We start from the raw sequence: 23,434 nt of genomic DNA, 5'->3' as shown, positions 1-23,434 counted from the left end.
CCTCTCCCCTCGCGGGAGAGGGGTTGGGGAGAGGGGGCGCGTGCAGCCGGCGCTGCGCTGATGCGGAGGCCGCACCCCCTCTCCCCGGCCCTCTCCCGCGGGGGGAGAGGGAGTGGCGCGCATCGAACAGGCATCGCAAATGACGCACTCCATCGCACCCCACCATGCCTGACGCCGTCCTGCACCTGACGAACATCACCAAGCGCTTTGGCAAGCTGGTTGCCAACGACGGCATCAGCCTGACCCTGCAGCGCGGCGAGGTGCTGGCGCTGCTGGGCGAGAACGGGGCGGGCAAGTCCACGCTGATGTCCATCCTGTTCGGGCACTACGTGGCCGACGAAGGGCATATCGAAGTGTTCGGCAAGCCCTTGCCGCCGGGCCAGCCGCGCGCGTCGCTCGGTGCGGGCATCGGCATGGTGCACCAGCACTTCACGCTGGCCGACAACCTCACGGTGCTGGACAACGTGCTGCTGGGCACCGAACCGCTGTGGCAACCGTTCTCGCGGCGCACGGCGGCGCGGGCCAGGCTGCTGGCGGTGTCGCAGCAGTTCGGGCTGCCGGTGCAGCCCGACGCGCGGGTGGGCAGCCTGTCGGTGGGCGAGCGTCAGCGGGTGGAGATCTTGAAGGCGCTGTACCGCGGCGCGCGCATCCTGATCCTGGACGAGCCCACGGCGGTGCTCACGCCGCAGGAGAGCGAGGCGTTGTTCGACACGCTGGCCCAGATGGTGGCGCAGGGCCTGTCGATCATTTTCATCAGCCACAAGCTCGCCGAGGTGCTGCGCGTGTCGCACCGCGTGGCCGTGCTGCGCCAGGGGCGGCTGGTGGCCGAGGCGCCAGCGCAAGGCACCACGCAGGGCCAGCTTGCGCAATGGATGGTGGGGCATGCCGTGGAGGCCGCCGAACGCCGCCCCGCGCGCCAGGTGGGCGCACCGGTGTGCGTGCTCGACCGCGTCAGCACCGCGCCCACCGGGCGCGACCGGCTGCGGGACGTGTCGCTCACCTTGCATGCGGGCGAGATCGTCGCCATTGCCGGCGTGTCGGGCAACGGGCAGGTGGCACTGGCCGATGTGCTGTGCGGCGTGCGCGCCGCTGTGTCGGGCCATGCCACGCTGCTGGGCGCACCGTTGCGCGCGCAGCCCGCGTGGCTGGTGGAACAGGGCGTGGCCCGCATCCCGGAAGACCGCCACGCGGTGGGCGTGGTGGGCGACCTGCCGGTGTGGGAGAACGCGGTGTCCGAGCGCCTGCGCAGCCGCTGGTTCGCGCAGCCCTGGTTTAGGGCTTGGTGGGTCAAGCGCGGTGCAGCGCGAGCGCACGCCGAGCACCTGGCCCGCACCTTCGACGTGCGCGGCGGCGGGCCGGATGCCCCTGCCCGGGCGCTGTCGGGCGGCAACATGCAAAAACTCATCCTGGGCCGCGCCCTGCTGCCGCCGCAGGATGCCGCCGGCACCGCCGCCGCCCCGCGCCTCATCGTCGCGCACCAGCCCACCTGGGGGCTGGACATCGGCGCGGTGATGTTCGTGCAGCAGCAGCTCATCAACGCGCGCGACGGCGGCGCAGCCGTGCTGCTGATCTCGGACGATCTGGATGAAGTGCTGGCGCTGGGGGACCGCGTGGCCGTGATGCACGAAGGGCACCTGGGCGAAGCGCTGCCTGCCGAGGACTGGACGCGCGAGGCCATCGGCCTGGCGATGGCGGGGGTGATATGAAGCTCCCCCTGCGTCGCTTCGCGCCTCGGTGCCGGCGCCCGAGGCGCCGGCTCTTCGAGGCCGTCCAAGCCTGCGCAGGCGGGCTTGGAGCCGCGGCCCTCAGCCCCTCTCCTTCGGGAGGGGGACGCACCCGGTGGCCTGGCGAAGCCAGTTCCACGGGTGCACGGGAGTGGGCCGCGCCCGTTTCGCATGCAAGAGACAACGGACAACGATGAGACTCGAAAAACGCAACCACACCTCCCCCGCGGCCTACGTGCTGGCGCCGCTGGGCGCCGTGGTGTTCACCCTGCTCATCAGCGCGCTGCTCGTGCTGTGGGCCGGCGCGCCGGTGGGGCAGACCTATGCGCTGCTGCTGCAGGGCGCCTTCGGCTCGGTGTTTGCGCTGACCGAGACGCTCACCCGCGCCACGCCGCTGATCCTGACCGGGCTGGCAGCCGCCGTGGCCTTTCGGGCGCGGTTGTTCAACATTGGTGCCGAGGGGCAGTTGTACGCGGGCGCGCTGGCCGCCGTGGCCGTGGGCGGGATGCACGGCGGCACGGGGCTGGAATGGTCGCCCTGGCTGCTCTTTCCGCTGATGATGCTGGCGGCGGCGATGGCGGGGGCGCTGTTGTTGCTGGGCCCGGCACTGATGAAGGCGCGGCTGGGGGTGGACGAGGTGGTCACCACGCTGCTGCTCAACTTCATCATGCTGCTCTTGGTGTCGGCACTGCTCGACGGCCCGATGAAGGACCCGCTCTCGATGGGCTGGCCGCAGAGCGTGGCGCTGCAGAGCGAATTGGAGCTGTCGCGCCTGGTGCCGCAGACGCGGCTACACACTGGGCTGCTGTGGGCCGTGTCGCTGGCGGTGATGCTGTGGGCACTGCTGGCGCGCACGGTGCCGGGGTTCGACATCCGCGCGGAAGGGGCCAATGCGCGGGCGGCAGCGTTTGCGGGCGTGCCCATCACGCGCACCGTGGTGCTGGTGGCGCTGCTGTCGGGCGGGCTGGCGGGGCTGGCGGGGGCTATCGAGGTGGCGGGCCGCACCGGCTATGTGACGCTCGACATGTCGCCGGGCTACGGGTACAGCGGCATCGTGATCGCCATGCTGGCAGGGCTGCACCCGCTGGGCGTGGTGGCGGCGGGCGTGTTCGTGGCGGGCGTGCTGGTGGGGGCCGACAGCATGAGCCGCGCGGTGGGCGTGCCGACCTACATCGCGGACGTGATCGTGGCCACGTCGCTGATCGCGGTGCTGGTGGCGGGGCTGCTCACGCAGTACCGGGTGCGCTGGAAGTGAACCCGCCATGCACCCAAAATTCAAACGAAAAATGCCTCTACCGCTTGCGTATAAAGCGCTAGAAGCTACTAATTTGATAGCAACAGACCGGAGCGCCGCCGCATGACCGAGTTGCTCGACATCCTCGCCAACCCGGCCTTCTGGATCGCCACCCTGCGCGTGGCGACGCCGCTCATCCTGGGCACGCTGGGGGTGCTGCTGTGCGAGCGCGCGGGCGTGCTGAACCTGGGCATCGAGGGGATCATGGTGGCGGGGGCCTTCACGGGCTGGCTCACCGTGTATGCCGGGCACGGCCTGTGGACGGGGGTGATGGTGGCGGCGCTCACGGGCGCGGTGTTCGGGCTGCTGCATGCGTGGCTGACGGTGGGCCTGGCGCTGTCGCAGCATGTGTCGGGCCTCGGCATCACGCTGCTGGCCACGGCGCTGTCGTACTACGGGTACCGGGTGAGCTTCCCGAAGGTGAACACGCCGCCCACCATCGAGCCGTTTGCGCCGATGGAGTGGCTGGGCATACCCATTTTGTCGGCGCAAACGCCGCTCGCGCTGCTGGCGCTGGTGCTGGTGCCGCTGCTGGCCTGGGTGCTGATGCGCACCCCGCTGGGCCTGGCGGTGCGCATGGTGGGCGAGAACCCGCAGGCGGCCGAGGGCCAGGGCATTCCGGTGGCGGCCACGCGCACCGGGGCCATCGTGGCGGGGTCCGCGCTGATGGGCGTGGCGGGTGCCTTCCTCACGCTGTCGGCGTTCAACGCGTTTTTCTTCAACATGGTGAACGGGCGCGGCTGGATCTGCGTGGCGCTGGTGGTGTTCGCCTCGTGGCGGCCGGGCAAGGCGTTGCTGGGTGCCTTGCTCTTTGCCTTCTGCGATGCGCTGCAGTTGCGGCTGCAGCAGGCGGGCGATGCGTGGCTGCCCTACCAGGTCTATCTGATGCTGCCGTACGGGCTGTCCATCCTGGCGCTGGTGCTGGTGGCGCGCAAGGCCGCGTATCCTCAGGCACTGATGAAGCCCTACCGCAAAGGAGAGCGTTGAATGCCCACGTTGCAAACCCTGCTCATGTTCGCCGCCGCCTCGCTGGCGCTGGCCGTGATCCCCGGCCCCACCATGCTGCTGGCGCTGGCCAACGGCATGGCCGGCGGCATGCGCCGTGCGGCCTGGGGCATGGCGGGCGCGGGGCTGGGTGCAGGCATCCTGATCGCCGTGGTGGCCGTGGGCCTCGGTTCGCTGCTCAATGCGTCGGCCACGCTGTTCAACGCGGTGCGCATTGCCGGCGTGCTCTACCTGCTGTGGCTGGCCGTGCAACTGTGGCGCAGCCCGCCGGTGGATGTGCAGGCCGCCGTGGCCCAGGTGCCAGGCCAGCAGACCGTGGGGCGGGCAGCGTTTGCGCGCAGTCTGGGCGTGGCGCTGTCCAACCCCAAGACGCTGCTGTTCTTTGCAGCCTTTCTGCCGCAGTTCGTGGACCCGGCGCAGCCGCAGGCGCTGCAGTACGCGGTGCTGGGCGCGCTCTTCGTGGGGCTCGACACGCTGGTCATGGTGGCTTACGCCGCCGCGGGCTGGCAGGCCGTGCGGTGGGTGTCGCAGCGCGGGCTGCGTTGGCTCAACCGCAGCTGCGCCGTCGGCATGGGGGTGCTGGCGGCCTTGCTGGCAGGCTACCGGCGCCACGGCGCCTGAACCGTGGCGGACACCGTCGTCGCCACGCCGCGCCGCAGCCCGCTGGCCGCGGCCCTCGCCGGCACCGCCCTGGGCATGGTGCTGGGCGGGCTGGGCCTGTGGGCCGTGTTGCACAGGCCTGCCGCGCCGCCGCCCCCACCTGCCCTGCTGACGCTGGAGGACATGGGCCACCTGGTCTCGGTCAAGGTGCGGTATGCCAACGTCATCGAGTTCACGCAGCAGATCACGCAGGGCATTCCGTGGACGCAGTGGGAGCTGAAGCTGGGCGGCACGCAGGTGCTGCTGGTGGCCCGCGGCGACTGCCTGGTGGGCGCCGACATGCGCCAGGCCCGCTATGAAGCGGTGGACGCTGCAGCCCGCACCGCGGTGCTGCGGCTGCCTGCGCCTGCCACGCTGTCGGCCCGCGTGGACCACGGCCCGCGCGACCAGGGCGGCTCCTACTTCTACGCGGTGCAGGGCACGGGCATCGAGCCGCTGATCCCGGGCTCGGCCCACCGCACGCAGGCCATCGACACCGCGCTGCAGCGCGCGCAGCAGGATGTGGAGCGCACCTGCCAGGCCAGCAGCACCGTGGCCACCGCCAAGGAAAATGCCGAGGCGGTGCTCAAGCCCTTGTTCGCCGCCACGGGCTGGACGGTGCAGGTGCGCTGGCAGCCTTGAGTGAGCCTTGACCCGAACCCTGTGCCATCGCCTCTGCGACAACCCTTCGATACCCATGCACAAACTCTTTCGGCCCGCACTGTGGACCATGGCCCTGATGCTTGCAGCCGCCGGCAACGCCCACGCACTGGGCATGGACTTGCCCTATGGCGCCTTTGCCGCAGAGCCCGATGTGGACTGGGTGCAGGCCTGCGGCGAATGGCCCGCCCCGCCCGGCAAGGACGGCAGCCGCAGGGGCATGTACCGCATCGTGCATGCCACGCGGTACGCCCAGTCGTTCCTGTACATCCAGTGGCTGCGCCGTGACGACACCGACTCCGCGCACGAGGTGAAGACCGTGGGCGTGGCCGCGCTGAACAACGACCACGCCTCCATCTCCCTGAGCCAGATGCGCTGCCAGGCCACGCCGCAGGGCATCCGCTTCACCGCGCGGGCCGAGTCGGGCCATGACGACAGCGTGTTTCGCATCACCATCGACGCAGGCCACCGGCCCGGCGCAATGCGCTACCGCACCACGCCCTTGCGCTGACGGCGCCAGTCCGCCATGGATCTTTTGCAGCCGCCGCCCACCCCGCCTGCCGCAGAGCTGCTGCCGCGCAGCCTGCTGGCCCGCTGGCAGCAAAGCACCACCGAGCCCAGCGCCACGGTGGTGCTGCCCGATGGCTGCTGCGACCTGATCCTGCATGTGGATGCGGCGGGCCGCCCTGCCTGGCAGGTATCGCCGCTGGCCGATGCCGCAGTCACGGTGCCCGGGGCCGCCGACGAGTTCTGGCGCGGCTACCGCTTGCGGCCAGGCACGGTGGTGCAGGCCCCGGCGCTGATCCGCGCTGCGCAGGCCATCTGGTCGCAGGCTGCGCGCAGGGCCTTGTGGAGCAGTGAGCAAGTGCACATCGACGCCACCGTGGAGCAGCAGTTGCTCGACGCCATCGACACGCACACGCACCTGGAGGCGCGCGTGCAGGCAGCCCTGCACACCCTGGCCCACACCGCCACCGTGGCGGCTGCGGCGCGGTCACTGGGGGTGTCGGAGCGCAGCCTGGAACGCGTCACCCGTGCCGCGACTCAGCAACCACCCAGCTACTGGCGTGCCCTGGCCCGGGTGCGCCGCGCGGCGCAGGCGCTGGGCGGCGGCGAGGCACTGGCCGGCATTGCGGCCGACCATGGCTATGCGGACCAAGCCCACCTCAGCCGCGACTGCCTGCGCTGGCTGGGGCAGTCGCCCTCAGCGCTGCGCCGCTCGCCCGGCCTGCTGGCCACGGTGGCGCAGGCGGGCTATGGCTGAGTGCGCTTGCTGCGCATCGGCAGCGTGCGTTGCGTCCTCGGCCACCAACCCGGTTCAGCCCGCGGTGGCGGGCGGCGGCGCCACGGGCGTGCACAGCTCCACCAGCGCATCGTTGATGTCGGCCACGTAGGCCACCGTCTGGCCCCAGGGCATTTGCTCGGGCGCCTGCACCAGGCGCGCACCGGCGGCCACGGCGCGCTGCACGGCGGCAGCGACATCGGCGGTGGTGAAAGCGATCTCGAAGCTGGGGGCCCGGGCGGTGGCGCGCTGCGGGTTCTTGCCCAGCTCGGTCATCAGGCGCAATGACGAGAACGCCAGCGCAGTCGCACCGGTGTCCAGCTCGCCATAGTCGCCAGCCTCGTGCACGAACCGGCGCGTGAGGCCGAACGCGGCTTCGTAGAAGGCAATGGTCTGGGGAACGTCTTCGACGTAGAGGATGGTGTAGCCGAATTGCATGAGGGGCCCTTCTTCAGATTCAGGAAAAGCGTGGAGCATAGGCGTGGGGCGGCCAGGCGTCTTGAAGAAATCCGACACGCGGCCACAAGCCCGACCCACAGGCATAGGCTGCGGCCGGTGCGTGGCATGAATGCTGCTCCGCCCACAGCACCGCCGGGCGCTCTACACTGCACTACACACCCGTGGACAGCGCTTCATGACGGTGCCCCCAGCTCTTTCGCCCACCCTGCCCTCCCAGCACTGCCTCACACCATGCTCGACCTGCTCGTTACCCACGCCACCTTGCCCGACGGCCGGTCCGATGTCTCCATCGCGGTGCAGGACGGGCGCATCACCGAAGTGACCGAGGGCCTGCAAGCCCCCGCCCACGAGACCGTGGACGCGGGCGGCCTGCTGGTCAGCCCGCCGTTCGTGGACGCGCATTTCCACATGGACTCCACGCTGAGCTATGGCCAACCGCGCGTGAACCAGAGCGGCACCCTGCTCGAAGGCATCGCCCTGTGGGGCGAGCTCAAGCCGCAGCTCACGCACGATGCCATCGTGCAGCGCGCCCTGACGTACTGCGACTGGGCCGTGGCGCACGGCCTGCTGGCCATCCGCTCCCATGTGGACACCAGCGACCCGAGCCTGCTGCCGGTACAGGCCCTGCTCGACGTGAAGCAGCGCGTGGCGCCGTACCTGGACCTGCAGCTGGTGGCGTTTCCGCAGGACGGCGTGCTGCGCTCGCCCGGCGGCCTCGACAACCTGACCCGCGCCCTGGACCTGGGCGTGGACGTGGTGGGCGGCATTCCGCACTTCGAGCGCACCATGGCCCAGGGCGCCGAGAGCGTGAAGATCCTGTGCGAACTGGCGGCCAGGCGGGGCAAGCGGGTGGACATGCACTGCGACGAGTCGGACGACCCGCTGTCGCGCCATGTGGAAACCCTGGCGCACGAGACGCACCGCCTAGGCCTGCACGGCCGCGTGGCAGGCTCGCACCTCACGTCGATGCACAGCATGGACAACTACTACGTGAGCAAGCTCATCCCGCTGATGGCCGAGGCGCAACTGGGCGTGGTGGCCAACCCGCTCATCAACATCACGCTGCAGGGCCGCCACGACACCTACCCCAAGCGCCGCGGCATGACCCGCGTGCCCGAGCTGATGGCCGCAGGCCTCACGGTGGCCTTCGGCCACGACTGCGTGATGGACCCGTGGTACGGCGGCGGCAGCGCCGACATGCTGGAGGCCGCCCACATGGGCCTGCACGTGGCGCAAATGACCAGCCAGGCCGCCATGCTCCAGTGCTTCGACGCAGTGACGGTCAACCCCGCCAGGCTGCTGGGCCTGGAGGGCTACGGCCTGCAGGCGGGCTGCCACGCCGACTTCGTGCTGCTGCACGCACGCAACCCGGTCGAGGCCATCCGCCTGCGCGCCACGCGGCTGGCGGTGTACCGCCGGGGCAGGAAAGTCGCCAGCAGCCCGGCGCCCGTGGCCATGCTCGACCTGCCAGGGCGGCCGGGCAACGTGGCTTTCCTGGCGGGATGAGTTATCCGCTGAAAGCAGCACGGTGGCCTAAACGCACTAAACCGGCGATGTGGGCGGAGTCGCTGCCGGCACCGGATACCCCACGATGTCTTCCAACGCCGGGTATCCGCTGATGGCATGCGACGCGAGCCGCCCGCCCATGGTGGCACCCTCGGCACTGCCCACGTTCAGGCCGGTGTAGATCCAGTCGCCCGCCAGCACCAGGTTGCTGAAACCGGACTCCCAAGCCTTGAGCCGTGCGGCCGTGCTGCCCGGCGGGCTGATCACGTAACGCTCGGACGGGTCGATGTTGGCGCGCCAGAACTGCTGATCGAACCGCTGCACGCCCTGCCCTGCATTGGCCGGGTCGTGGTCCTGCAGCAGGCTGAAATCCATGCCGGTCGGGTCGCCCGGTGGCGAGACCACATTGGTGGTGGACTTGGGCAGCAGCGGTCCCATGCACACCTGCAGGTACTGAATGCACTGCGCCTTGACCCGCGCATGGGCCCGCGCCGGGTAGTCGGTGTCGGTGAGCGGCGGCGGTGGCTCGTAGTCGGCCATGGCACCCGAGAAGTACCACAGGGACTTGGGCGTCTGGCTGGCCGGCCACGACTCCCACGGCAGCAGATGGGTGAAGTCCACCTGGCCGTCCAGCGGGTTCATGTAGGTGGCGCCGATCACCGTGTCCGTGGGGTTCTTCAGGGGAATGTCCCAGCCCAGGTCGGTGGTACTGCGGTTGAGCCACACCTGCATGGTTTGCGTTTGTACGGTAGGCACTTTCTCGACCATGGTGCGCCACGCGGGGCGCGCGGCCAGCAGCTCTTTGCACAGGTAAGGCACGGCACCCACCGCAATGGCGAGCACCACCTGGTCGAAGTCTTCGCCGGCCTTCAGGGTCTTCTGGGCCACGTTCTTCCACGGCGTCCAGTACGACTCCAGGTCGATGTTCTGCTCGCGCAGCGCATCGCCTTGCACCAGTTGGTCATAGCCTGGGCCGGCTGGCCACGAGGGCAGGCCCTCGACCGGCACCAGGGGCTCGTAAGGAGCCTCCGGATTGACCAGCGTGGCCTGCACGCCCAGTTGCACCGCGGCCACCGACTCGCCGTCGGCCGACAGCGCGAGGTTCTCGACCTTGTGGAAAAACTCGAACTGCACGCCGCGCTGGCGCAGCACCAGGTACAGCGGCGCGATCACGGTCTCGCCGGTGCCTGCGGCAAACAGCCAGGCGAACGCGCCCATGTACGCATAGCTGCGCAGCGACCAGTGCAGATACGCACCTGCCGCCATGCTGGCCGTGCGGGCCGTGTCGCCCTGCGGGTATTGGTAGGACAGGTTGACGGTATTGAGCGCGAGCGGCGACGACACCGTCATGACCGACGCGCCGTGGCGGGTCAGCCAGTCGCTGAAATTCTCGTTGTCGATCACATCGAAGCCCCGCTCGATGATGCGGTCGGCCAGCACGCCGCGCACGATGGCCATCAGGTATTCGAGCAGGATGTACAGGCGCCGCAGGTCGTCGTTGCCCTCGATCAACGCCTTCAGCCGGGCGTTCAGCCAGCTCCACACTTCGTCGAGCACGGGGTGGTTCTCCGCCAGCTCGGCGTTCTCATCCAGCACGGCAGCCTGCAGGCGCCGCAGCAGGTCCTGCCCGGCGCGCAATTCCAGTTGGTGGATCTCGCTCAGGCCCGGCACGGCCTGGGGGTCGATCAGGCCCTGCGCAGTCTCGGCCAGGCCGCCGATCCAATGCCGGATGGTCTGCAGGGAGGAGGCATCGTCCGGAGTGAGCGAGTTGGTCGGCACGGTCATGGGCCAGCGCTTGAAGCCGCCGTTCTCGAACTCCCACATCAGCACGAAACTCTCAGGCAGGAACGCCTGCTCGAACGTGGCGAGTTTGGCGTCGGCCGGGCGGCCCAGCGCCTTGTAGCAGTCGGCCATCAACGGCAGCGCGTTGTAGTAGCTGCCCAGAAACCCGTGGATGCCGTGCTCTTCGATGCGGTTGTTGGGCCCCCGCTTGGTCGCACATTTGCCGCCCAGCCGCCAGCCCATCTGGTACACGGTGATCTCGTACTTTTGCTGCCAGCCCGGCTGGCGGGTCAGCTCGTAGGCAGCCGTCAGCGCGGCCAGGCCGCCTCCGAGGATGGCGATCTTCTGGGGTGCATTCGTTTCAGGCATGGTTTCCCTCTCCAGTGAATTTCAGGCGGCTTGTTGTGGATGAATGAATGACTAAAAACTAAAAACTAAGGACTGGCAACTTGCGAATAACGGATGACGCATGACCGATGACGCATAACGCATGACGCATGACGTCCGACGGCCAAGCCCATGGACGCGTGGCTGTGCGGGGTCACTCGCTCCAGCCCGCCTGGCGAAGGCAGTGCGTGTACTCGTTGAGATGCGCCTCGGCTGCGAAGGGGTGTCCGGCCTTCAAGGCCTGCATGGTGTAAGGCCCGAATTTCTGGGCCTGCCGCAGGGTTTGCTGGCCATCTTCGACATGGCCGGCGGCTACCTGGCATGCCGCCAGGAGGTAGTGGTTGAAGAACCAGTCCGGCCGCTTGGACAGCGCCTGCAAGGCAAACTTCAACGCGGCCTCATGGTCGCGCTCGATGAAGCTTGCCAGGGCTCGCGTGCGCAGCCACAGGCTCAGGTGCGGATCGAGCGGACTGGCCTCGCAGGCCTGCAGCACGTAGCTTGCAGCCTCCTGGGTGCGTCCACAAAACGCCAGCAGGCGCCCCAGTTCGCCGGCAGCAGCGGCCAGTTGCGGGTAGATGGACAGCGCATGTTCCTGCTCGGAGATCGCCTGCGGAAAATTGCGCGAGAACGACAGCACCGTGCCCAGCGTGAAATGCGCGAAGGCGTCGTTGTCGTCGTGGCTGACGGCCAGCAGGGCGTGCCGGTTGGCCTCGGCTATGTCCATGCGGGGAGACTCCGACCAGCCTGCCCATACCCGCGACATCAAGATGAAAGCGAGCATGGCCAGGGTCGGCGGATCGTCGGGTTTGGCCTGCAGCGCCTTTTTCGCAAAGTGCTCTGCCTTGTCCATGTGTTCCCGCGTGGTGCGCCAGAAATGCCAGCGTGCACGCATCAACAGCTCCCAATGCTCGCGGTCACGGGGTGTGGACTGGCTGCTGGCCCACTCTTCGCGCCGCAGGTAGGCGGGCTCGATGGCGCTCACGATGGCGGCCGATATTTCGTCCTGCACCTGAAAGAGGTCGTCCGCCGGCCTGTCGAAGCTCTGCGCCCAGATGGTTTCATTGCGCGGTCCATCGATGAGCTCTGCGGTGATCCGCAGGCGTTTGCCGGTCCAACGGATAAAACCGGAGACGAGATACCGGACCCCCAGCTCGCGGCTGATGGTGCCGCTCGCAGGCAGTGGGTGCCGGTAGCTCACCGACGAGTTGCGGGCTATCACGTACAACCATCGCGACCGGGAGAGCCGGTTGATGATGTCCTCGGCCATTCCATCGGCCAGATACCCGTCGTCGGACATTCCCGCGGCGACGCCGAAAGGAAGCACTGCCACCGAACGGGACGCACTGGACACCACGGACGGCAGAAGCTCCGAGGCGCTGCCGTCCACCACCACCGGCGCAACGTGCGCCACGAACCTGTAACCCTGCCCGGGGATCGTCACGATCACCTCGGAGCCCAGCAGCTTGCGCAGTGAGGACACGTGCACCTGCAGGTTGTTTTCCTCCACCACCACGCCCGGCCATACCAGGCTGAACAACTCCGATTTGGTCACCAGTCCGCCGGCCTTGTGCACCAGGGCGCACAGCACATCGAAAGCGCGCGCTCCCAGCAAGACGGGCTTCCCGTAGGAAAGCAACTGTCGCTCGTGAACCCTCAGCGTGAAGTGGGAAAACGTGAATTCCATGGTCTTGGCCTCTGTTTCTCATCACCTGTGCAATGCACCCCTCAGGTGGCCCGGCGGACTCTACATCAAGAATTTTTTAAGGACTATTAAGTTTTTGCCAGCTTGCCTTAAGGCCAATATGGCCACGCACGACAGAGAATTCCTTCACTCATGAAGCGCAAAAAAGAAAACATTTTAAATATTATCAAATCGATATTTAAAATTAATCAAAAGCATCATGAGAAAATGCCGGACCAAGTCACTTCCGACGCCGGCATTAATTTCAGAAAATCCCATTTCCAAGGAAAAGCCATGTCTGACTGCAATTGCAACCAAAACAATGCCAATGACAACTCTGCCCAAGTGCCCAACTTTGCGGAAGCCGGTTTCGCCGAAGGCAACAGCCACGCACAGGCCTTGCAGGCCAATGCTGGCGTAGCTGCGCAGCTGGAAGGCGTCCATGCGCTGAAGCTTTCCGTCTGCGTTGGCGCAAGTTACAACGCGTCCACCAACAAGATCTGCTTCACCATTCCGATCTATGGCAATTACTGCGTGACCTCCCCAGTGCATATTCCAGTGGGCGGTCAGATCAAGGTGTGCGCCCAAACCTGCGGCAGCTTCATTCCCACCGGCCTGAAGGCCACGATCTACCTGAACGGTAGCGTCATCGCCAACGTCACCCTCTTCGGCGCTTGCTGATCTATAAAATTTGATAGGCCTGAAGAAATAAAACCAATTTGCCCATCAAAAATTCATATTTATTACATTGAATACCGAGCATTCTATCAATCAAATACCTCCTCGGATTTTATGAATGTAATGGCCTGTTTCGCAAATGGGCGATGAATTCAAGCTACGCACTGAGCAATGCTCAATTGAAGCGATCGGCAACTGTAAAACAAGCTGCCGATTTTTATTGTTAAATTTCACAAATCGAAGGAATTCAAAATGACTGTCATTGCCGCAGGAACCTCGCTGCCAAAACCCGAATCCGGCCAATCCCATCGGTCCGGACCGAACTTTACGCTCATCAGCGATGACGGTGGATCCATTACCTTGTCATTGCCCTCTGGCATCGTGTTTGATATCAAACAAGACATTTCGCTCAAGGAAGACCCAACGCCTGTCAAAGACGCGACAAATGGAACCGTTGTCCCCGGCGGAAAGCTCACCACGGGGAAAAATTACTATATAGCCAATCCTCGGAACGCAACTTCCAACTTTAGCGTTACGCTGAATCAAGCATAGAGTTAATTTGCGGACGGGTGGGGGAATTCAATCAACTCGGAAATGCACATGCCTTCTGTGGAAACGAGCATCAACTTATTGATCGTCAATCGATTGTCGGTCTCGCTCACATTTGACAATCCGACATCTACCATTGGATCATCCCCCACTCCATCCGCCCCGTCGGTAGCACCTAATGGGGCGATAAACATAAGCGCGAATGGAATGACTGGCTGCGCCGGCAACTTTCAGCTCGTCGCAGAAGATTATCTATTGATCATAAATTACACCGTAAATCCTGAAGGGGGACCTGCGAGTATTGTCATCAGCTTGCCAGTCGGAGTGATCGGCGAATTCAACGCGCCTGTCTACCAAGGCACATCCATTGCACCGCAGCTGAACCTCTATCACAGCGTACCTTCTGGTCCAGATGGCGGCTACGTAGTACCGCTGGGTATTTTGGCAAATCCGCCATTTGAAAATGGCCAAGACTTCTCCAACAGCATGTTCGGGCCCAACATTCGATCTGCATCTCAGATTTCAGCAACACCGAGTGAGCCTTGCAAGAGCGGCTACGTCATGCCCGCAGACTTCACAGGCGGACAGCTGGCTGGGGCTGCAGCAGTGTTTCTGGATCAATGGCAAGGCACGGAGACCGGCATCTGCAACAGCGACGACATCGCTCTTCTCGATTTTCTTAAACACTATATTGTGACCGCAAGCTCAAGCGGACCACTCACCCTCTGGCTTCCCACGATGGCGCCAGTCGAAAATTCCGAGCCCATTTCCTACTTGCTCAGCGGCTATATGCCGATGCCATTCATCGATGCTGGAAATTTCTGGAATTCAGATACCGTCACATGTTTTTTGACACTTTTACTGGGCGGCGGCCACTTCGTCACAATCTGCGCAAAAGATGATCTGCCATCGTCGACCGGTAGTGTCATGCCCATGGATGAGATGCTGAAGTCCAGCGCTTTGACAAAAAAGCACGACATTGGCAATTCACACTATACGGGTTTACTCAACGTGACGGGAACGTACTACCTGGATATATCCAGCGATTTTTCTCCACCGGGCTGCGGTCTTATTCTCTCGTTCCTCACGGGTCGTACGGTCAACAATCCGCTGGCGCGCCCCGGGGATTACAACAGCTTTTTCCAACTTGAAGGCTGGCCGTACTCGATCGGCTCAAAGCGTCACACTGCGGACTATGAAACCTACACGCAGACGTTGTGGAACATATCTACGTACGGTGCATGTCCATACAGTGAAAAAAGAGGCACCACGTTGTTTCTGGCACCGGCTGAATGGACGCCCACTGTCTACCAAACCACGCGAATGGCGCCTTATGTGGGAGCCTACGCAAAAAATCCATCCAATCCGGCACCTCAAGCGTGGCTCGATACGCAGCTTATTGAGATTCCGAATACCGCACTTGCATTGCCCGCGAAATATTTTGACCGGTAATGACAGACTCATCAAAAACGATGGTCCGCAACTCGCCATCGAGCACCGATCGGCGGGGCCGGTGATACCTTCCTCACATGACCCATGGCCAAAAAGGGCTGCAGCCTGCCCGCTCCACCCAGGTCTTGGTGCACATCCCAGGTTGCTTCATCCATCAAACCTGACCGCCAAGCGGGTCAGTCGGTCAACGAGCAATGCGCGCGTCAAACGCAGACAGGTGGTTGGCCAGATGCATGGCATGGGCATGCTCGTACTGCGAGCGGCTGAGCATGCCATAGGCAAAGTGCGGATGCAGCGGCCCTGGGTGCAGTTCAAACGCTGTCACGGCGGCTTTCAGTCGGGCCATGGCGGCTGATGCATCCGCTGTGGGCGCAGTCAGCGCCGGCGCACCCGGAATGGGCTCCGCCAGGTTATGGCTCATGCGGCCGCGCCAGGCAAAGAGGCCGAACGCCGCGGCCCCGGCCGTGTGCTGGAACACCGCCGACTTCGGCTCGGGAAAGCCCGCCAACGAAAACTCGATGCTCTGCGCGCAGTGCTCCAGCGTCTGCGACCAGCTCCACGCCGTGGCGGGCGCGATTGGCTGGGCGGACGCGGCGTGCAGGCGGTCCACTTCCTTCATGGCGTCGCTGACGCGGGCGTAGACCAGTTGCCGGTCATGGCTGGGCTGGTAGAGCAGGTATCCGGCGCCCGCAGCCACTCCCACTGCAGCCACGCCAGAGCCCAGCGCCAGCACGCGTCGGCGCGTGTGCGACGGGGCCCGGATTCCCCTGCCTGATCGTGGTGCAGCCGCACCGCCACGTGTTGTGCCTGCCATGCCGGTCTGCTCGCTCATCGGGGGTTCTTACGAAGGTGGGGGAAGGGGTTGCCATTGTGCGACCGCGCCCCGCCCGGCAGCCACCCACCAGCTGCCGGCCAAGGTCGGGCAGGCGACACAAGCCGCATTCGAGCGCGGCAGCACGCCCGGCCCGGCAACCCGCGCATGCGCTATCGATCGGGTCAGCCTGATGGGCGTGCAGCCATGCAGCCATGCACCCGCGCGCCCTTCGCCGCCTTTACCGCTGCAGCACCTCCACGCGGTTGCGGCCGCGCTGCTTGGCCAGGTACATGGCCTCGTCGGCCCGTTGCAGCACGGCCTCGCCCGTGTCGGGTTCGGCAAACAGCGCCACGCCGACGCTCACCGTGAGCGGCGGGCCGTTGCGGCCCTGTGGCCCCAGGCTCTCCACCAGTTGGGACTCGACCGTGGAGCGCAAGCGCTCGGCCACCGCCGCCGCGCCCAGCCCATCCGCATTGGGCAAAAAGATCGCAAACTCCTCCCCGCCCAGCCGCCCCATCACGTCTTCCTTGCGCAGGCAGCGGCCCGCCAGCTGCACGAAGTGCCGCAGCACATCGTCGCCGCAGTGGTGGCCCCAGGTGTCGTTGATGCGCTTGAAATGGTCCAGGTCCATCACCAGCACGGGCAGCGCCGATTGCGTGCGCTGCGCGTTGCTGATCGCCTTGTCCAGCAGCGTGAGGAACGCGCGGCGGTTGAACACGCTGGTCAGCGGGTCGACCTCGGCCAAGTGGCGCAACTCGCGCGTGGTGAACTCGTGCGTGAGCATCAGCACGCCGAAGCCGATCAGCACCAGCGCCAGCGTGGCCTCCAGCACCACGAACTGGGACAGCAGCTCGAGCAGCTCGTCGTTCCACTGAAAGCCCGTGAGCGGCGACGACAGCTTGAACAGCGCGGGCCGCACCAGCACGAACAGCCCGTGCGCGCCAATCGCCGTCCCCACCAGGTAGCGCACCGGTACATTGCGAAAGCCGCCGCGCGCGAGCGTGCGCGCCGTGAGCAAAAAGCAGGGCCCCGAGAAAAGACCCGCCAGCGCAAACCGCGCGCCCGGATGCGGGTGCACCACCGTGAAATACGCCGACAGCGCCAGCAGCAGCACCATGCCGACCGCGGCGGCGCCATGCCCCAGGGGACTGCGGCCGACATAGGCACGGCTGCCCATCAGGCAGGTGTACGAGGCCAGGGCGATGGAGGCCTGCGCCAGCAGCACCGACACCACCTCGGGCATGAAGGTGCGCAGCAGCAGTGTGGTGCTGAACACCGTCGCCCCCAGAAAGGACAGCACCCACAGGCGCAGGCCAGGAATGTTCCGGTGGAAGTACCACACGGCGTAGAGCACGGAGGTAACCAGCGCAGCCAGCAGGGCCGCCAGAATGACGAGGGTGGGACTGTGCACGTACGCGAAGAAGCTGGGCAGAAAACTGGGGCTGGTGGGCCGCGGGCACGGGCTTGGTCTACCCTGCAGGCTCGGCGTCTCAGACAGATCGATCATCCAAGAGCGCACGCTGCAGGGCATGAAAGCGGCCTCATGTTAACCGAGCATGACCTCATGCGGATGACAGTGAAGCAAGTCGCTCGCCCCTGTGTGCGGCGCAGCCGGTGCGATGCCATTGACGCGGTGCGGTTTGATGTCTGAGCAAGGCCGCACCGGGCTGCTGCAGGTGGCTCTAACTCGATACCAGCGCACGCGACCGGCACTGGGACGCACCGGATGGTGGCCTGAACTCCGACGGCATATTCATCATCGCTCCGAAAGCTCTGTGCGTGCGGGCCAAGCTGCGGTCCGTGGCGCGGCACCGATGCATGGCGGCCCAGAGCGGCCGTGGCGACCCGGCGCAGCGCCCGGGCGCTACGACGTCAGTCTCGTCGGTGTCGTCAGCGGCTTCAGTCGCCCACGACGTTGCACTCGCGGCGCAGCAGCGCCAGCGCGTCGTGCATCTGGTAGTCCATGTCGCTCAGCAAGGTCTTCTCTGCATCCTGCACGAAGCCGGCCCACAGCGTGGCGTAGTCCTGCTGGTGCACGCCGCTGGCGTGGCCCTGAATGAAGTCGGTGGCCAGTGCGGGCTGCCAGCCGGACTTGCGGACCTTGCGCAGCAGGCTGGCGGCGGTCTTCTCGGTCAGCAGGGTCTTCTTGGGCACCCCGGCCGCCAGGCACAGGAACAGCGTCAGCAGCGAGTGCTCGTCGTCGTTACCCTGCACCGTTTTCGCCCAGGTCTTGCTGGCAGGCTGCGGAGGCTCTTCGTCGGCATCGAGTTCGTCCAGGCTGCGGTGGTAGTCGTCCACCTCGGCCAGGGGGTCGTCCAGCAAAAAGTACCGCGCACGGAAGGTGCCTGTAGGGCGCAGCAGGTTGCGCAGGGGCGCGGCGGTGTCCAGCAGCCTGGGCAGGTCGGCCAGCACGGCGGCGCATTGCGCCTCGACAGCGCCCCGCAAGTCCGCGGGCAGGCCCGCCGGCACACGAAGCGTGGCCGGGGCCGTCACCTTCTTCTTGCGCAAGGCGGTGACGAGTTTGTCGAACCCGACGGCATTGGGCCATTCGCCCAGCTCCATCGCCCGGGGGGCGAGCGCCTGCATGAGCAGGCCGGTGCGGATGACCGCTTCGGCATCGGCGCCAGCGGCTTCCAGCTCGTCTTCGTCCAGGTCGTACTGCTGCGCCAGCCACCGGGCTGCGCCGATGGCGGCCGCGGTCTGCGTGCGGCGCGCGAGCTCGGCGCGGTAGTCGGCATGGCTGCGCAGCGACCACACGGCCAGCAGCGGAGTCTCCGCATCGGCATAGCCCGCCATGCCGAAGTTGCTGCTCTCGGGCATGGCGATCAGGCGCTTGAGCATGTCGGAGCCACCCTTGGAGCGCGACAGGAAGGAGTTGTCACGCAACGAGACGGCCGCCTCGTGCAGATCGCCCCCGGTGGTGTCCAGCAGGTACAGGCTCACGAGGTTGACCATGCGGTCCCGCGCTTTTTCCAGCTCGGGCCGCAGGAACTCGCTGCCGAAGTAGCGCGCGATCTGCACCATGCCTTTGGGGGCATCGGTGTGGATGGCTGCGAGCCGGTCCGCGCCGATGATGCCGTGCGCTACACCGTAGGCCAGGGCCTTGTCGAAGAACGGGCGGGCATCGTGCAGTTGCAGCGCGCCGGGTGCGGCAGGCGAATCGGTGGGTGGTGTGTGAGGCAATGTCATTCAGGTTTCCATCGCGCTGCGCGTCGTCGCGGTGTCACGAAACTGGCGCGGCCCCAGCCAGGGCCGCCGCGCAAGGGCCGCCCCGCCACAGGGGGTTGCCATCTAGATAGCGGATTCTTCATCCGAGGCCCGCGCAGCCGGTGTGGCCTTGCCGCGGTCGGTCTCGCTGGTTTCGAACTTGCCATCGTCCTCTTCGGCGGGCTCGTCGCCCTCCTCCAGGCCCAGGTCGAACGCCCGGGCCTTGGCGCGCAGCACCAGCAGCATTTCGATGAACAGGTCGCGGCATTCGTAGCGCAGCAGCCAGGCCATCTGCATCCAGTCGCGGTCGGCGACCTCGTCCTGGTCGACGCGGGGCTGCACATAGCCGGACGCCAGCAGTTCATCGTCGGTGAGCGTGACGCCGTAGTCTTCGACCGCGTCGAAGGTGCCGGTGCGGGCAAACGCCTCGATGCGACTCCACTTCTCGGCGAAGTAGTTGGCCAGCGCCTCGGCGCCGCCTTCCAGGTCGCCAATGGCGGTGAGGAATTCCACCGGGTCCGCGTCGTCGCGGAAGACCACCGCATTGACCATGTTGCGCAGGTGCGTGTGCGTGAGGTCCTTGTATTGTTTTTCCAGCACCATCGCGCGCGCGAACTGCTCGGGCGTGACCAGCAGGTTCACCACCGAGGCCTTGGAGTCGTCGTACTCGCGCATCACCGCCAGGATGTCCTTGGGCGCGAGCTGGTCCAGCACCACCATCAGCGCGCCGTCGCCGTCGGTGTCGGCCAGCTCGGCCAGCGCCGACTCTGCGCCCACGATGTCACCCGCCGCAATCAGGCTGGTGGTCTTGGTGATCAGGGCCAGGTGGGTGTTGTTGCTGTCGTTGCTCATGGTCGTACCTCAGCTCTCAAGAGAATGTCTCGTCGTTTCCAGAACGCGCCCGAGACCGGCGCGCGTCCATCGCCAGCGCCACCGTGGATCCGGCTTAGCCGGTCCACCGGAGGCGTCCCCCCACGGGGGTAAGGCGCGCAGCGCCTCAGGGGGGGCTCAATCCTTCCGGTCGAAGCCGACGTCCGACAGCCAGTTGGAGCTGGCCTCTTCGCGCGTGCGGCTGTTTTGCGGGTCTGCCGCGTCGTCGGCGCTCAGGGTGTTGAAGTCGTCGTCGTGTTCCGCGGCGTCTTCACCGTCTTCGGCGTCGTCGCCATCGGCGTCTGCAGCCTGCGCGGCGGGGGCCATGCGGGCGTGCAGCAGCGTGTATTCGAGCCCGGCGGCCACCGCCAGAAACCGCGCGCCCTGCGGCTCGCGCAACACGGTTTGCGCCAGGCTCTGCGCCCAGGGTTCCAGCGTGACGGCGTGGGTCAGGCTGTGCCAGTCGGGCAGTTCATCCTGGGGCAGGCCCAGCAGGTGCTCCACCGCCGCCGGTTTTGCAAACCGAAAGCCCTGGTGAAAGGCCACCGCCACCATCTCGGGCGCCAGCTCCATCATCTGCACCAGGAAGGCGATTTCATTGCGCTTTTCGGCCAGGCGCTTGCGCAGCACGTCCTTGCCTTCGGAGTCGGACACCAGATCGTCGAGCTCGGCCTGGTAGGCCGAACGCAGGTCATAGAAGTAGGGAGAAAGTTTCACTGAACGGGCAAAGAGGAAGATGAAGACGAGGACGAAGAGGACGACGAGGAAAGAATGTCGCGGGCGTAGGTCTGCCAGATTTCCTGCGCGGTCTGCAGCGGGTCGTCCAGCAGGTTGCGGCGGCGGTTGTCGTCGTAGGCCTGGCGGGCGGTGTCGTCCGACAGCACCTCGTAGGCCTTTTGCACCGCCTGGAACCGCTGTGCGGCGTCGGGCGCGTCGTTGCGGTCCGGGTGGTAGAACGACGCCTTCTGGCGAAAGGCCTTCTTGATGTCCGCCAGCGACGCGTTGGGCGCGAGCCCGAGCGCTGCGTAGTGGTCTGCGGTCATGAATCAGCCCTCTCCATGTGCGCCGGCCCCTGCGCGGCAGGCAGCCCGCGCCGGGCAGGCGGTGAACGCTGCAGCGCGCTGCTTCACGCGCCCAGGCTCACGAACACGTTCTGCACATCGTCGTTGCCGTCGATGGCCGCCAGGAACGCTTCGACCTCTTCGAGCTGCTCGGCGCTCAGGCTGGCGGGGTTCACCGGGTTCTTGGGCTTGTAGCCCAGCTTGGCCGACAGCACGGTAAAGCCGTGGGCGGGCAAGGCACGGCTCACCAGGTCCAGGTCGGTCGGGTCGGTCCAGAAGGTGGTGGTGCCTTCTTCGTCACCGGCTTCGAAGTCCTGCGCACCCGCTTCGATGGCGGCCAGTTCGGGGTCGGCATCGGCGTTGGCGGGTTCGGCCTCGATCATGCCGACGTGGTTGAAGTCCCACGCCACCGAGCCCGAGGTGCCCAGTTGGCCCTTGCGGAACAGCACGCGCATTTCAGGGGCGGTGCGGTTGACGTTGTCGGTCAGGCATTCGACCATCACGGCGACCTGGTGGGGCGCGAAGCCTTCGTAGATCACGCGTTCGTAGTTGACCGCGTCGGCACCGGTGCCCGAGCCCTTCTTGATGGCGCGCTCGAGCGTGTCCTTGGGCATGGACACCTTGCGGGCCTGCTCGACCACCAGGCGCAGCCGCGAGTTACTGGCGGGGTCGGCGCCGCCGCGTGCGGCCACGGTGATTTCCTTGACCAGCTTGCCAAACAGCTTGCCCTTGGCATCGGCGACCAACGCCTTGCCCTTTGCCTTCCACTGCGCGCCCATGATGGACCTCTTTTCCTTGGTGTTGGTGTGCGGCGCGCCGGGGCGCCTTGTACGGGCGGCTCTGCGTCAGCGCAGGACACAGGCTGTAAAAAGCCGCCTGCGGTGAACGGAACCGAACCCTATAGGGTACCACTGTGGCCACCGTTGCCCTGGTGCCACGCCGCCAGACCCTGCCCTGCACAAGGAAAGGTAACCTCGCAGAAAGGCAAATAGACAAGCAGGCAGACAGAAAGCAGCGGATGAAAAGTCCATTGCTAGGCACCCCCGCTCTTTACGCGACCAACCCACTTCCCTGGAATGACGGACTCCTGATGCTCAATACCCTGTGGCTGGGCTTTTTTCTGACGGCGGCCGTGGCCGCGCTGGCGCAATGGCTGGTGGGCGGCAACGCGCAGATCTTCGCGGCCATGGTGGAAGCCCTGTTCGCCATGGCCAAGCTGTCGGTCGAGGTGATGGTGCTGCTGTTCGGCACGCTCACGCTGTGGCTGGGGTTCCTGCGCATTGCCGAGAAGGCCGGCATCGTCGATGCGCTGGCGCGGTGGCTGGCGCCGCTGTTCGCCAAGCTGATGCCGGGGGTGCCCGGCGGCCACCCGGCCCTGGGCCTGATGACGCTGAACTTTGCCGCCAACGCGCTGGGGCTGGACAACGCCGCCACGCCCATGGGCCTCAAGGCCATGAAGGCGCTGCAGGAGCTGAACCCCGAGCCCGACACCGCCACCAATGCCCAGATCCTGTTTTTGGTGCTCAACGCGTCGTCCCTCACGCTGCTGCCGGTGACCATCTTCATGTACCGCATGCAGCAGGGCGCGCCGGACCCGACGCTGGTGTTCCTGCCCATCCTGCTGGCCACGTCCGCGTCCACGCTGGTGGGGCTGGTCAGCGTGGCGGTGGTACAGCGGCTGCCGCTGTGGAGCACGGTGGTGCTGGCCTACTTGCTGCCTGTGGCGCTGCTGCTGGGTGGCTTCATGGCGCTGTTGGCCACGCTCAGCGGCGCGGCGCTGGCGCAGCTGTCGTCGCTGCTGGGCAACCTCACGCTGTTTGCGCTCATCGTCGCCTTTGTCGCGATCGGCGCCTGGCGCAAGGTGGCTGTGTACGAGGCTTTCATCGAAGGCGCGCGCGAGGGCTTCGATGTGGCCAAGGGCTTGCTGCCCTACCTGGTGGCCATGCTCTGCGCCGTGGGGGTGTTCCGCGCCTCGGGCGCGCTGGGCTACGTGCTGGACGGCATCCGCTGGTGCGTGACCGAACTGGGTGCCGACACCCGCTTTGTGGACGCCCTGCCCACCGCCCTGGTCAAGCCGTTTTCAGGCAGCGCGGCGCGCGCCATGCTCATCGAGACCATGCAGACGCACGGCGTGGACAGCTTTGCGGCCCTGGCCGCCGCCATCATCCAGGGCAGCACCGAAACCACGTTCTACGTGCTGGCGGTGTACTTCGGGGCCGTGGGCATCCAGCGCGCCCGCCACGCGGTGGGCTGCGCGCTGCTGGCAGAACTGGCCGGGGTGGTGGCGGCCATTGCGGTGTGCTACTGGTTCTTTGGGTGAGTGCCCAAGCCCTGCTCCAAGCAATGCAAATGCCTAGGGGCAATGCCGATATCGCCACCATGCA

At 66.2% G+C, this 23,434-nt stretch carries 22 protein-coding genes; 12 read left to right on the top strand and 10 right to left on the bottom strand.

What is annotated here, in order from left to right:
- The first annotated feature begins 164 nt into the window (after positions 1 to 164).
- The 7 genes from ASG27_RS20045 to ASG27_RS20015 all read left to right on the top strand — a co-directional run bounded on the left by ASG27_RS20045 (position 165) and on the right by ASG27_RS20015 (position 6,586).
- Positions 165 to 1,706 (top strand): ABC transporter ATP-binding protein, encoded by a 1,542-nt coding sequence (locus ASG27_RS20045; protein ID WP_056419844.1) that lies wholly within the window; start codon positions 165 to 167, stop codon positions 1,704 to 1,706.
- Between the two features lie 211 nt (positions 1,707 to 1,917).
- Positions 1,918 to 2,979 carry an ABC transporter permease gene (locus ASG27_RS20040; RefSeq protein ID WP_056419842.1) on the top strand — a complete coding sequence of 354 codons (1,062 nt, stop codon included), beginning with the start codon at positions 1,918 to 1,920 and terminating at the stop codon, positions 2,977 to 2,979.
- Positions 2,980 to 3,081: 102 nt separating this feature from the next.
- On the top strand, positions 3,082 to 4,005 hold the full coding sequence (locus tag ASG27_RS20035) for an ABC transporter permease (protein WP_056419841.1): 924 nt from the start codon (positions 3,082 to 3,084) through the stop codon (positions 4,003 to 4,005).
- Positions 4,006 to 4,644 (top strand): LysE family translocator, encoded by a 639-nt coding sequence (locus ASG27_RS20030; RefSeq protein WP_056419838.1) that lies wholly within the window; start codon positions 4,006 to 4,008, stop codon positions 4,642 to 4,644.
- A gap of 3 nt (positions 4,645 to 4,647) precedes the next feature.
- Positions 4,648 to 5,304 carry a DUF4230 domain-containing protein gene (locus tag ASG27_RS20025; RefSeq protein ID WP_235504086.1) on the top strand — a complete coding sequence of 219 codons (657 nt, stop codon included), beginning with the start codon at positions 4,648 to 4,650 and terminating at the stop codon, positions 5,302 to 5,304.
- Between the two features lie 55 nt (positions 5,305 to 5,359).
- Entirely contained in the window at positions 5,360 to 5,833 is a 474-nt protein-coding gene (locus ASG27_RS20020; RefSeq protein WP_056165568.1) for a hypothetical protein, read from the top strand.
- Between the two features lie 15 nt (positions 5,834 to 5,848).
- Entirely contained in the window at positions 5,849 to 6,586 is a 738-nt protein-coding gene (locus ASG27_RS20015; protein WP_056419835.1) for an AraC family transcriptional regulator, read from the top strand.
- 54 nt (positions 6,587 to 6,640) lie between these two features.
- Here ASG27_RS20015 and ASG27_RS20010 read toward each other — a convergent pair whose 3' ends face one another.
- Complete coding sequence (locus ASG27_RS20010; protein WP_056419831.1) at positions 6,641 to 7,042, bottom strand: VOC family protein; 402 nt, start codon at positions 7,040 to 7,042, stop codon at positions 6,641 to 6,643.
- 252 nt (positions 7,043 to 7,294) lie between these two features.
- Between ASG27_RS20010 and ASG27_RS20005 the strand changes: the two genes are divergently transcribed.
- Positions 7,295 to 8,569 (top strand): amidohydrolase family protein, encoded by a 1,275-nt coding sequence (locus ASG27_RS20005; RefSeq protein ID WP_056419828.1) that lies wholly within the window; start codon positions 7,295 to 7,297, stop codon positions 8,567 to 8,569.
- 36 nt (positions 8,570 to 8,605) lie between these two features.
- Here ASG27_RS20005 and ASG27_RS20000 read toward each other — a convergent pair whose 3' ends face one another.
- Positions 8,606 to 10,720: an NAD(P)/FAD-dependent oxidoreductase gene (locus ASG27_RS20000; RefSeq protein ID WP_056419824.1), complete on the bottom strand. Its 2,115-nt coding sequence runs from the start codon at positions 10,718 to 10,720 to the stop codon at positions 8,606 to 8,608.
- Positions 10,721 to 10,892: 172 nt separating this feature from the next.
- The gene (locus ASG27_RS19995; protein ID WP_056419821.1) at positions 10,893 to 12,422 is read right to left on the bottom strand and encodes a winged helix-turn-helix domain-containing protein; all 1,530 of its coding nucleotides are present in this window, start codon (positions 12,420 to 12,422) and stop codon (positions 10,893 to 10,895) included.
- Positions 12,423 to 12,572: 150 nt separating this feature from the next.
- Between ASG27_RS19995 and ASG27_RS19990 the strand changes: the two genes are divergently transcribed.
- The 3 genes from ASG27_RS19990 to ASG27_RS26985 all read left to right on the top strand — a co-directional run bounded on the left by ASG27_RS19990 (position 12,573) and on the right by ASG27_RS26985 (position 15,098).
- Positions 12,573 to 13,100, top strand: a complete 528-nt coding sequence (locus ASG27_RS19990) for a hypothetical protein (RefSeq protein WP_235504085.1) — start codon at positions 12,573 to 12,575, stop codon at positions 13,098 to 13,100.
- A 249-nt stretch (positions 13,101 to 13,349) separates the two neighbouring features.
- Positions 13,350 to 13,649 carry a hypothetical protein gene (locus tag ASG27_RS26990; protein ID WP_156370498.1) on the top strand — a complete coding sequence of 100 codons (300 nt, stop codon included), beginning with the start codon at positions 13,350 to 13,352 and terminating at the stop codon, positions 13,647 to 13,649.
- 48 nt (positions 13,650 to 13,697) lie between these two features.
- Positions 13,698 to 15,098: a hypothetical protein gene (locus ASG27_RS26985; protein WP_156370497.1), complete on the top strand. Its 1,401-nt coding sequence runs from the start codon at positions 13,698 to 13,700 to the stop codon at positions 15,096 to 15,098.
- Positions 15,099 to 15,282: 184 nt separating this feature from the next.
- On the opposite strand, the gene ASG27_RS19985 is transcribed toward ASG27_RS26985, so the two are convergent.
- From ASG27_RS19985 to ASG27_RS19955, 7 genes are all read right to left on the bottom strand, one after another.
- Positions 15,283 to 15,930, bottom strand: coding sequence for a DUF1569 domain-containing protein (locus ASG27_RS19985; protein WP_235504084.1), 648 nt, complete (start codon positions 15,928 to 15,930; stop codon positions 15,283 to 15,285).
- Positions 15,931 to 16,150: 220 nt separating this feature from the next.
- Positions 16,151 to 17,323, bottom strand: a complete 1,173-nt coding sequence (locus tag ASG27_RS19980) for a GGDEF domain-containing protein (protein WP_056419952.1) — start codon at positions 17,321 to 17,323, stop codon at positions 16,151 to 16,153.
- 488 nt (positions 17,324 to 17,811) lie between these two features.
- The gene (locus ASG27_RS19975) at positions 17,812 to 19,101 is read right to left on the bottom strand and encodes a hypothetical protein (RefSeq protein ID WP_056419813.1); all 1,290 of its coding nucleotides are present in this window, start codon (positions 19,099 to 19,101) and stop codon (positions 17,812 to 17,814) included.
- A gap of 102 nt (positions 19,102 to 19,203) precedes the next feature.
- The gene (locus tag ASG27_RS19970) at positions 19,204 to 19,971 is read right to left on the bottom strand and encodes a hypothetical protein (RefSeq protein WP_056419810.1); all 768 of its coding nucleotides are present in this window, start codon (positions 19,969 to 19,971) and stop codon (positions 19,204 to 19,206) included.
- 156 nt (positions 19,972 to 20,127) lie between these two features.
- Positions 20,128 to 20,706: a hypothetical protein gene (locus ASG27_RS19965; RefSeq protein WP_056419807.1), complete on the bottom strand. Its 579-nt coding sequence runs from the start codon at positions 20,704 to 20,706 to the stop codon at positions 20,128 to 20,130.
- A complete protein-coding gene (locus ASG27_RS19960) occupies positions 20,703 to 21,032 on the bottom strand; it encodes a J domain-containing protein (protein WP_056419803.1) in 330 nt (109 codons plus the stop codon). Before ASG27_RS19960 ends, ASG27_RS19965 begins: the two co-directional genes overlap by 4 nt.
- A gap of 83 nt (positions 21,033 to 21,115) precedes the next feature.
- Entirely contained in the window at positions 21,116 to 21,829 is a 714-nt protein-coding gene (locus ASG27_RS19955; protein WP_056419800.1) for a YebC/PmpR family DNA-binding transcriptional regulator, read from the bottom strand.
- 311 nt (positions 21,830 to 22,140) lie between these two features.
- Between ASG27_RS19955 and ASG27_RS19950 the strand changes: the two genes are divergently transcribed.
- Complete coding sequence (locus ASG27_RS19950; protein ID WP_056419798.1) at positions 22,141 to 23,370, top strand: nucleoside recognition domain-containing protein; 1,230 nt, start codon at positions 22,141 to 22,143, stop codon at positions 23,368 to 23,370.
- Positions 23,371 to 23,434: the final 64 nt, after the last annotated feature.

Origin of the sequence: Acidovorax sp. Leaf191, from assembly GCF_001424425.1 — a bacterium.
In the GTDB taxonomy this organism is placed as follows: Bacteria; Pseudomonadota; Gammaproteobacteria; order Burkholderiales; family Burkholderiaceae_C; genus Acidovorax.
The sequence above is the reverse complement of the archived record's forward strand: the minus strand, read 5'-3'. Positions and strand labels throughout refer to the sequence as shown.

Excerpts from the sequence above, each read along its gene's own strand:
- ASG27_RS20010 (WP_056419831.1), bottom strand. The coding sequence starts at position 7,042 with ATGCAATTCGGCTACACCATCCTCTACGTCGAAGACGTTCCCCAGACC.
- ASG27_RS19975 (WP_056419813.1), bottom strand. The coding sequence starts at position 19,101 with ATGACATTGCCTCACACACCACCCACCGATTCGCCTGCCGCACCCGGC.
- ASG27_RS20030 (WP_056419838.1), top strand. The coding sequence starts at position 4,006 with ATGCCCACGTTGCAAACCCTGCTCATGTTCGCCGCCGCCTCGCTGGCG.
- ASG27_RS19970 (WP_056419810.1), bottom strand. The coding sequence starts at position 19,971 with ATGAGCAACGACAGCAACAACACCCACCTGGCCCTGATCACCAAGACC.
- ASG27_RS20045 (WP_056419844.1), top strand. The coding sequence starts at position 165 with ATGCCTGACGCCGTCCTGCACCTGACGAACATCACCAAGCGCTTTGGC.
- ASG27_RS20040 (WP_056419842.1), top strand. The coding sequence starts at position 1,918 with ATGAGACTCGAAAAACGCAACCACACCTCCCCCGCGGCCTACGTGCTG.
- ASG27_RS19950 (WP_056419798.1), top strand. The coding sequence starts at position 22,141 with ATGCTCAATACCCTGTGGCTGGGCTTTTTTCTGACGGCGGCCGTGGCC.
- ASG27_RS20015 (WP_056419835.1), top strand. The coding sequence starts at position 5,849 with ATGGATCTTTTGCAGCCGCCGCCCACCCCGCCTGCCGCAGAGCTGCTG.
- ASG27_RS19985 (WP_235504084.1), bottom strand. The coding sequence starts at position 15,930 with ATGAGCGAGCAGACCGGCATGGCAGGCACAACACGTGGCGGTGCGGCT.
- ASG27_RS26990 (WP_156370498.1), top strand. The coding sequence starts at position 13,350 with ATGACTGTCATTGCCGCAGGAACCTCGCTGCCAAAACCCGAATCCGGC.
- ASG27_RS19955 (WP_056419800.1), bottom strand. The coding sequence starts at position 21,829 with ATGGGCGCGCAGTGGAAGGCAAAGGGCAAGGCGTTGGTCGCCGATGCC.
- ASG27_RS26985 (WP_156370497.1), top strand. The coding sequence starts at position 13,698 with ATGCCTTCTGTGGAAACGAGCATCAACTTATTGATCGTCAATCGATTG.
- ASG27_RS20005 (WP_056419828.1), top strand. The coding sequence starts at position 7,295 with ATGCTCGACCTGCTCGTTACCCACGCCACCTTGCCCGACGGCCGGTCC.
- ASG27_RS19960 (WP_056419803.1), bottom strand. The coding sequence starts at position 21,032 with ATGACCGCAGACCACTACGCAGCGCTCGGGCTCGCGCCCAACGCGTCG.
- ASG27_RS20000 (WP_056419824.1), bottom strand. The coding sequence starts at position 10,720 with ATGCCTGAAACGAATGCACCCCAGAAGATCGCCATCCTCGGAGGCGGC.
- ASG27_RS20020 (WP_056165568.1), top strand. The coding sequence starts at position 5,360 with ATGCACAAACTCTTTCGGCCCGCACTGTGGACCATGGCCCTGATGCTT.
- ASG27_RS19990 (WP_235504085.1), top strand. The coding sequence starts at position 12,573 with ATGAAGCGCAAAAAAGAAAACATTTTAAATATTATCAAATCGATATTT.
- ASG27_RS20035 (WP_056419841.1), top strand. The coding sequence starts at position 3,082 with ATGACCGAGTTGCTCGACATCCTCGCCAACCCGGCCTTCTGGATCGCC.
- ASG27_RS19995 (WP_056419821.1), bottom strand. The coding sequence starts at position 12,422 with ATGGAATTCACGTTTTCCCACTTCACGCTGAGGGTTCACGAGCGACAG.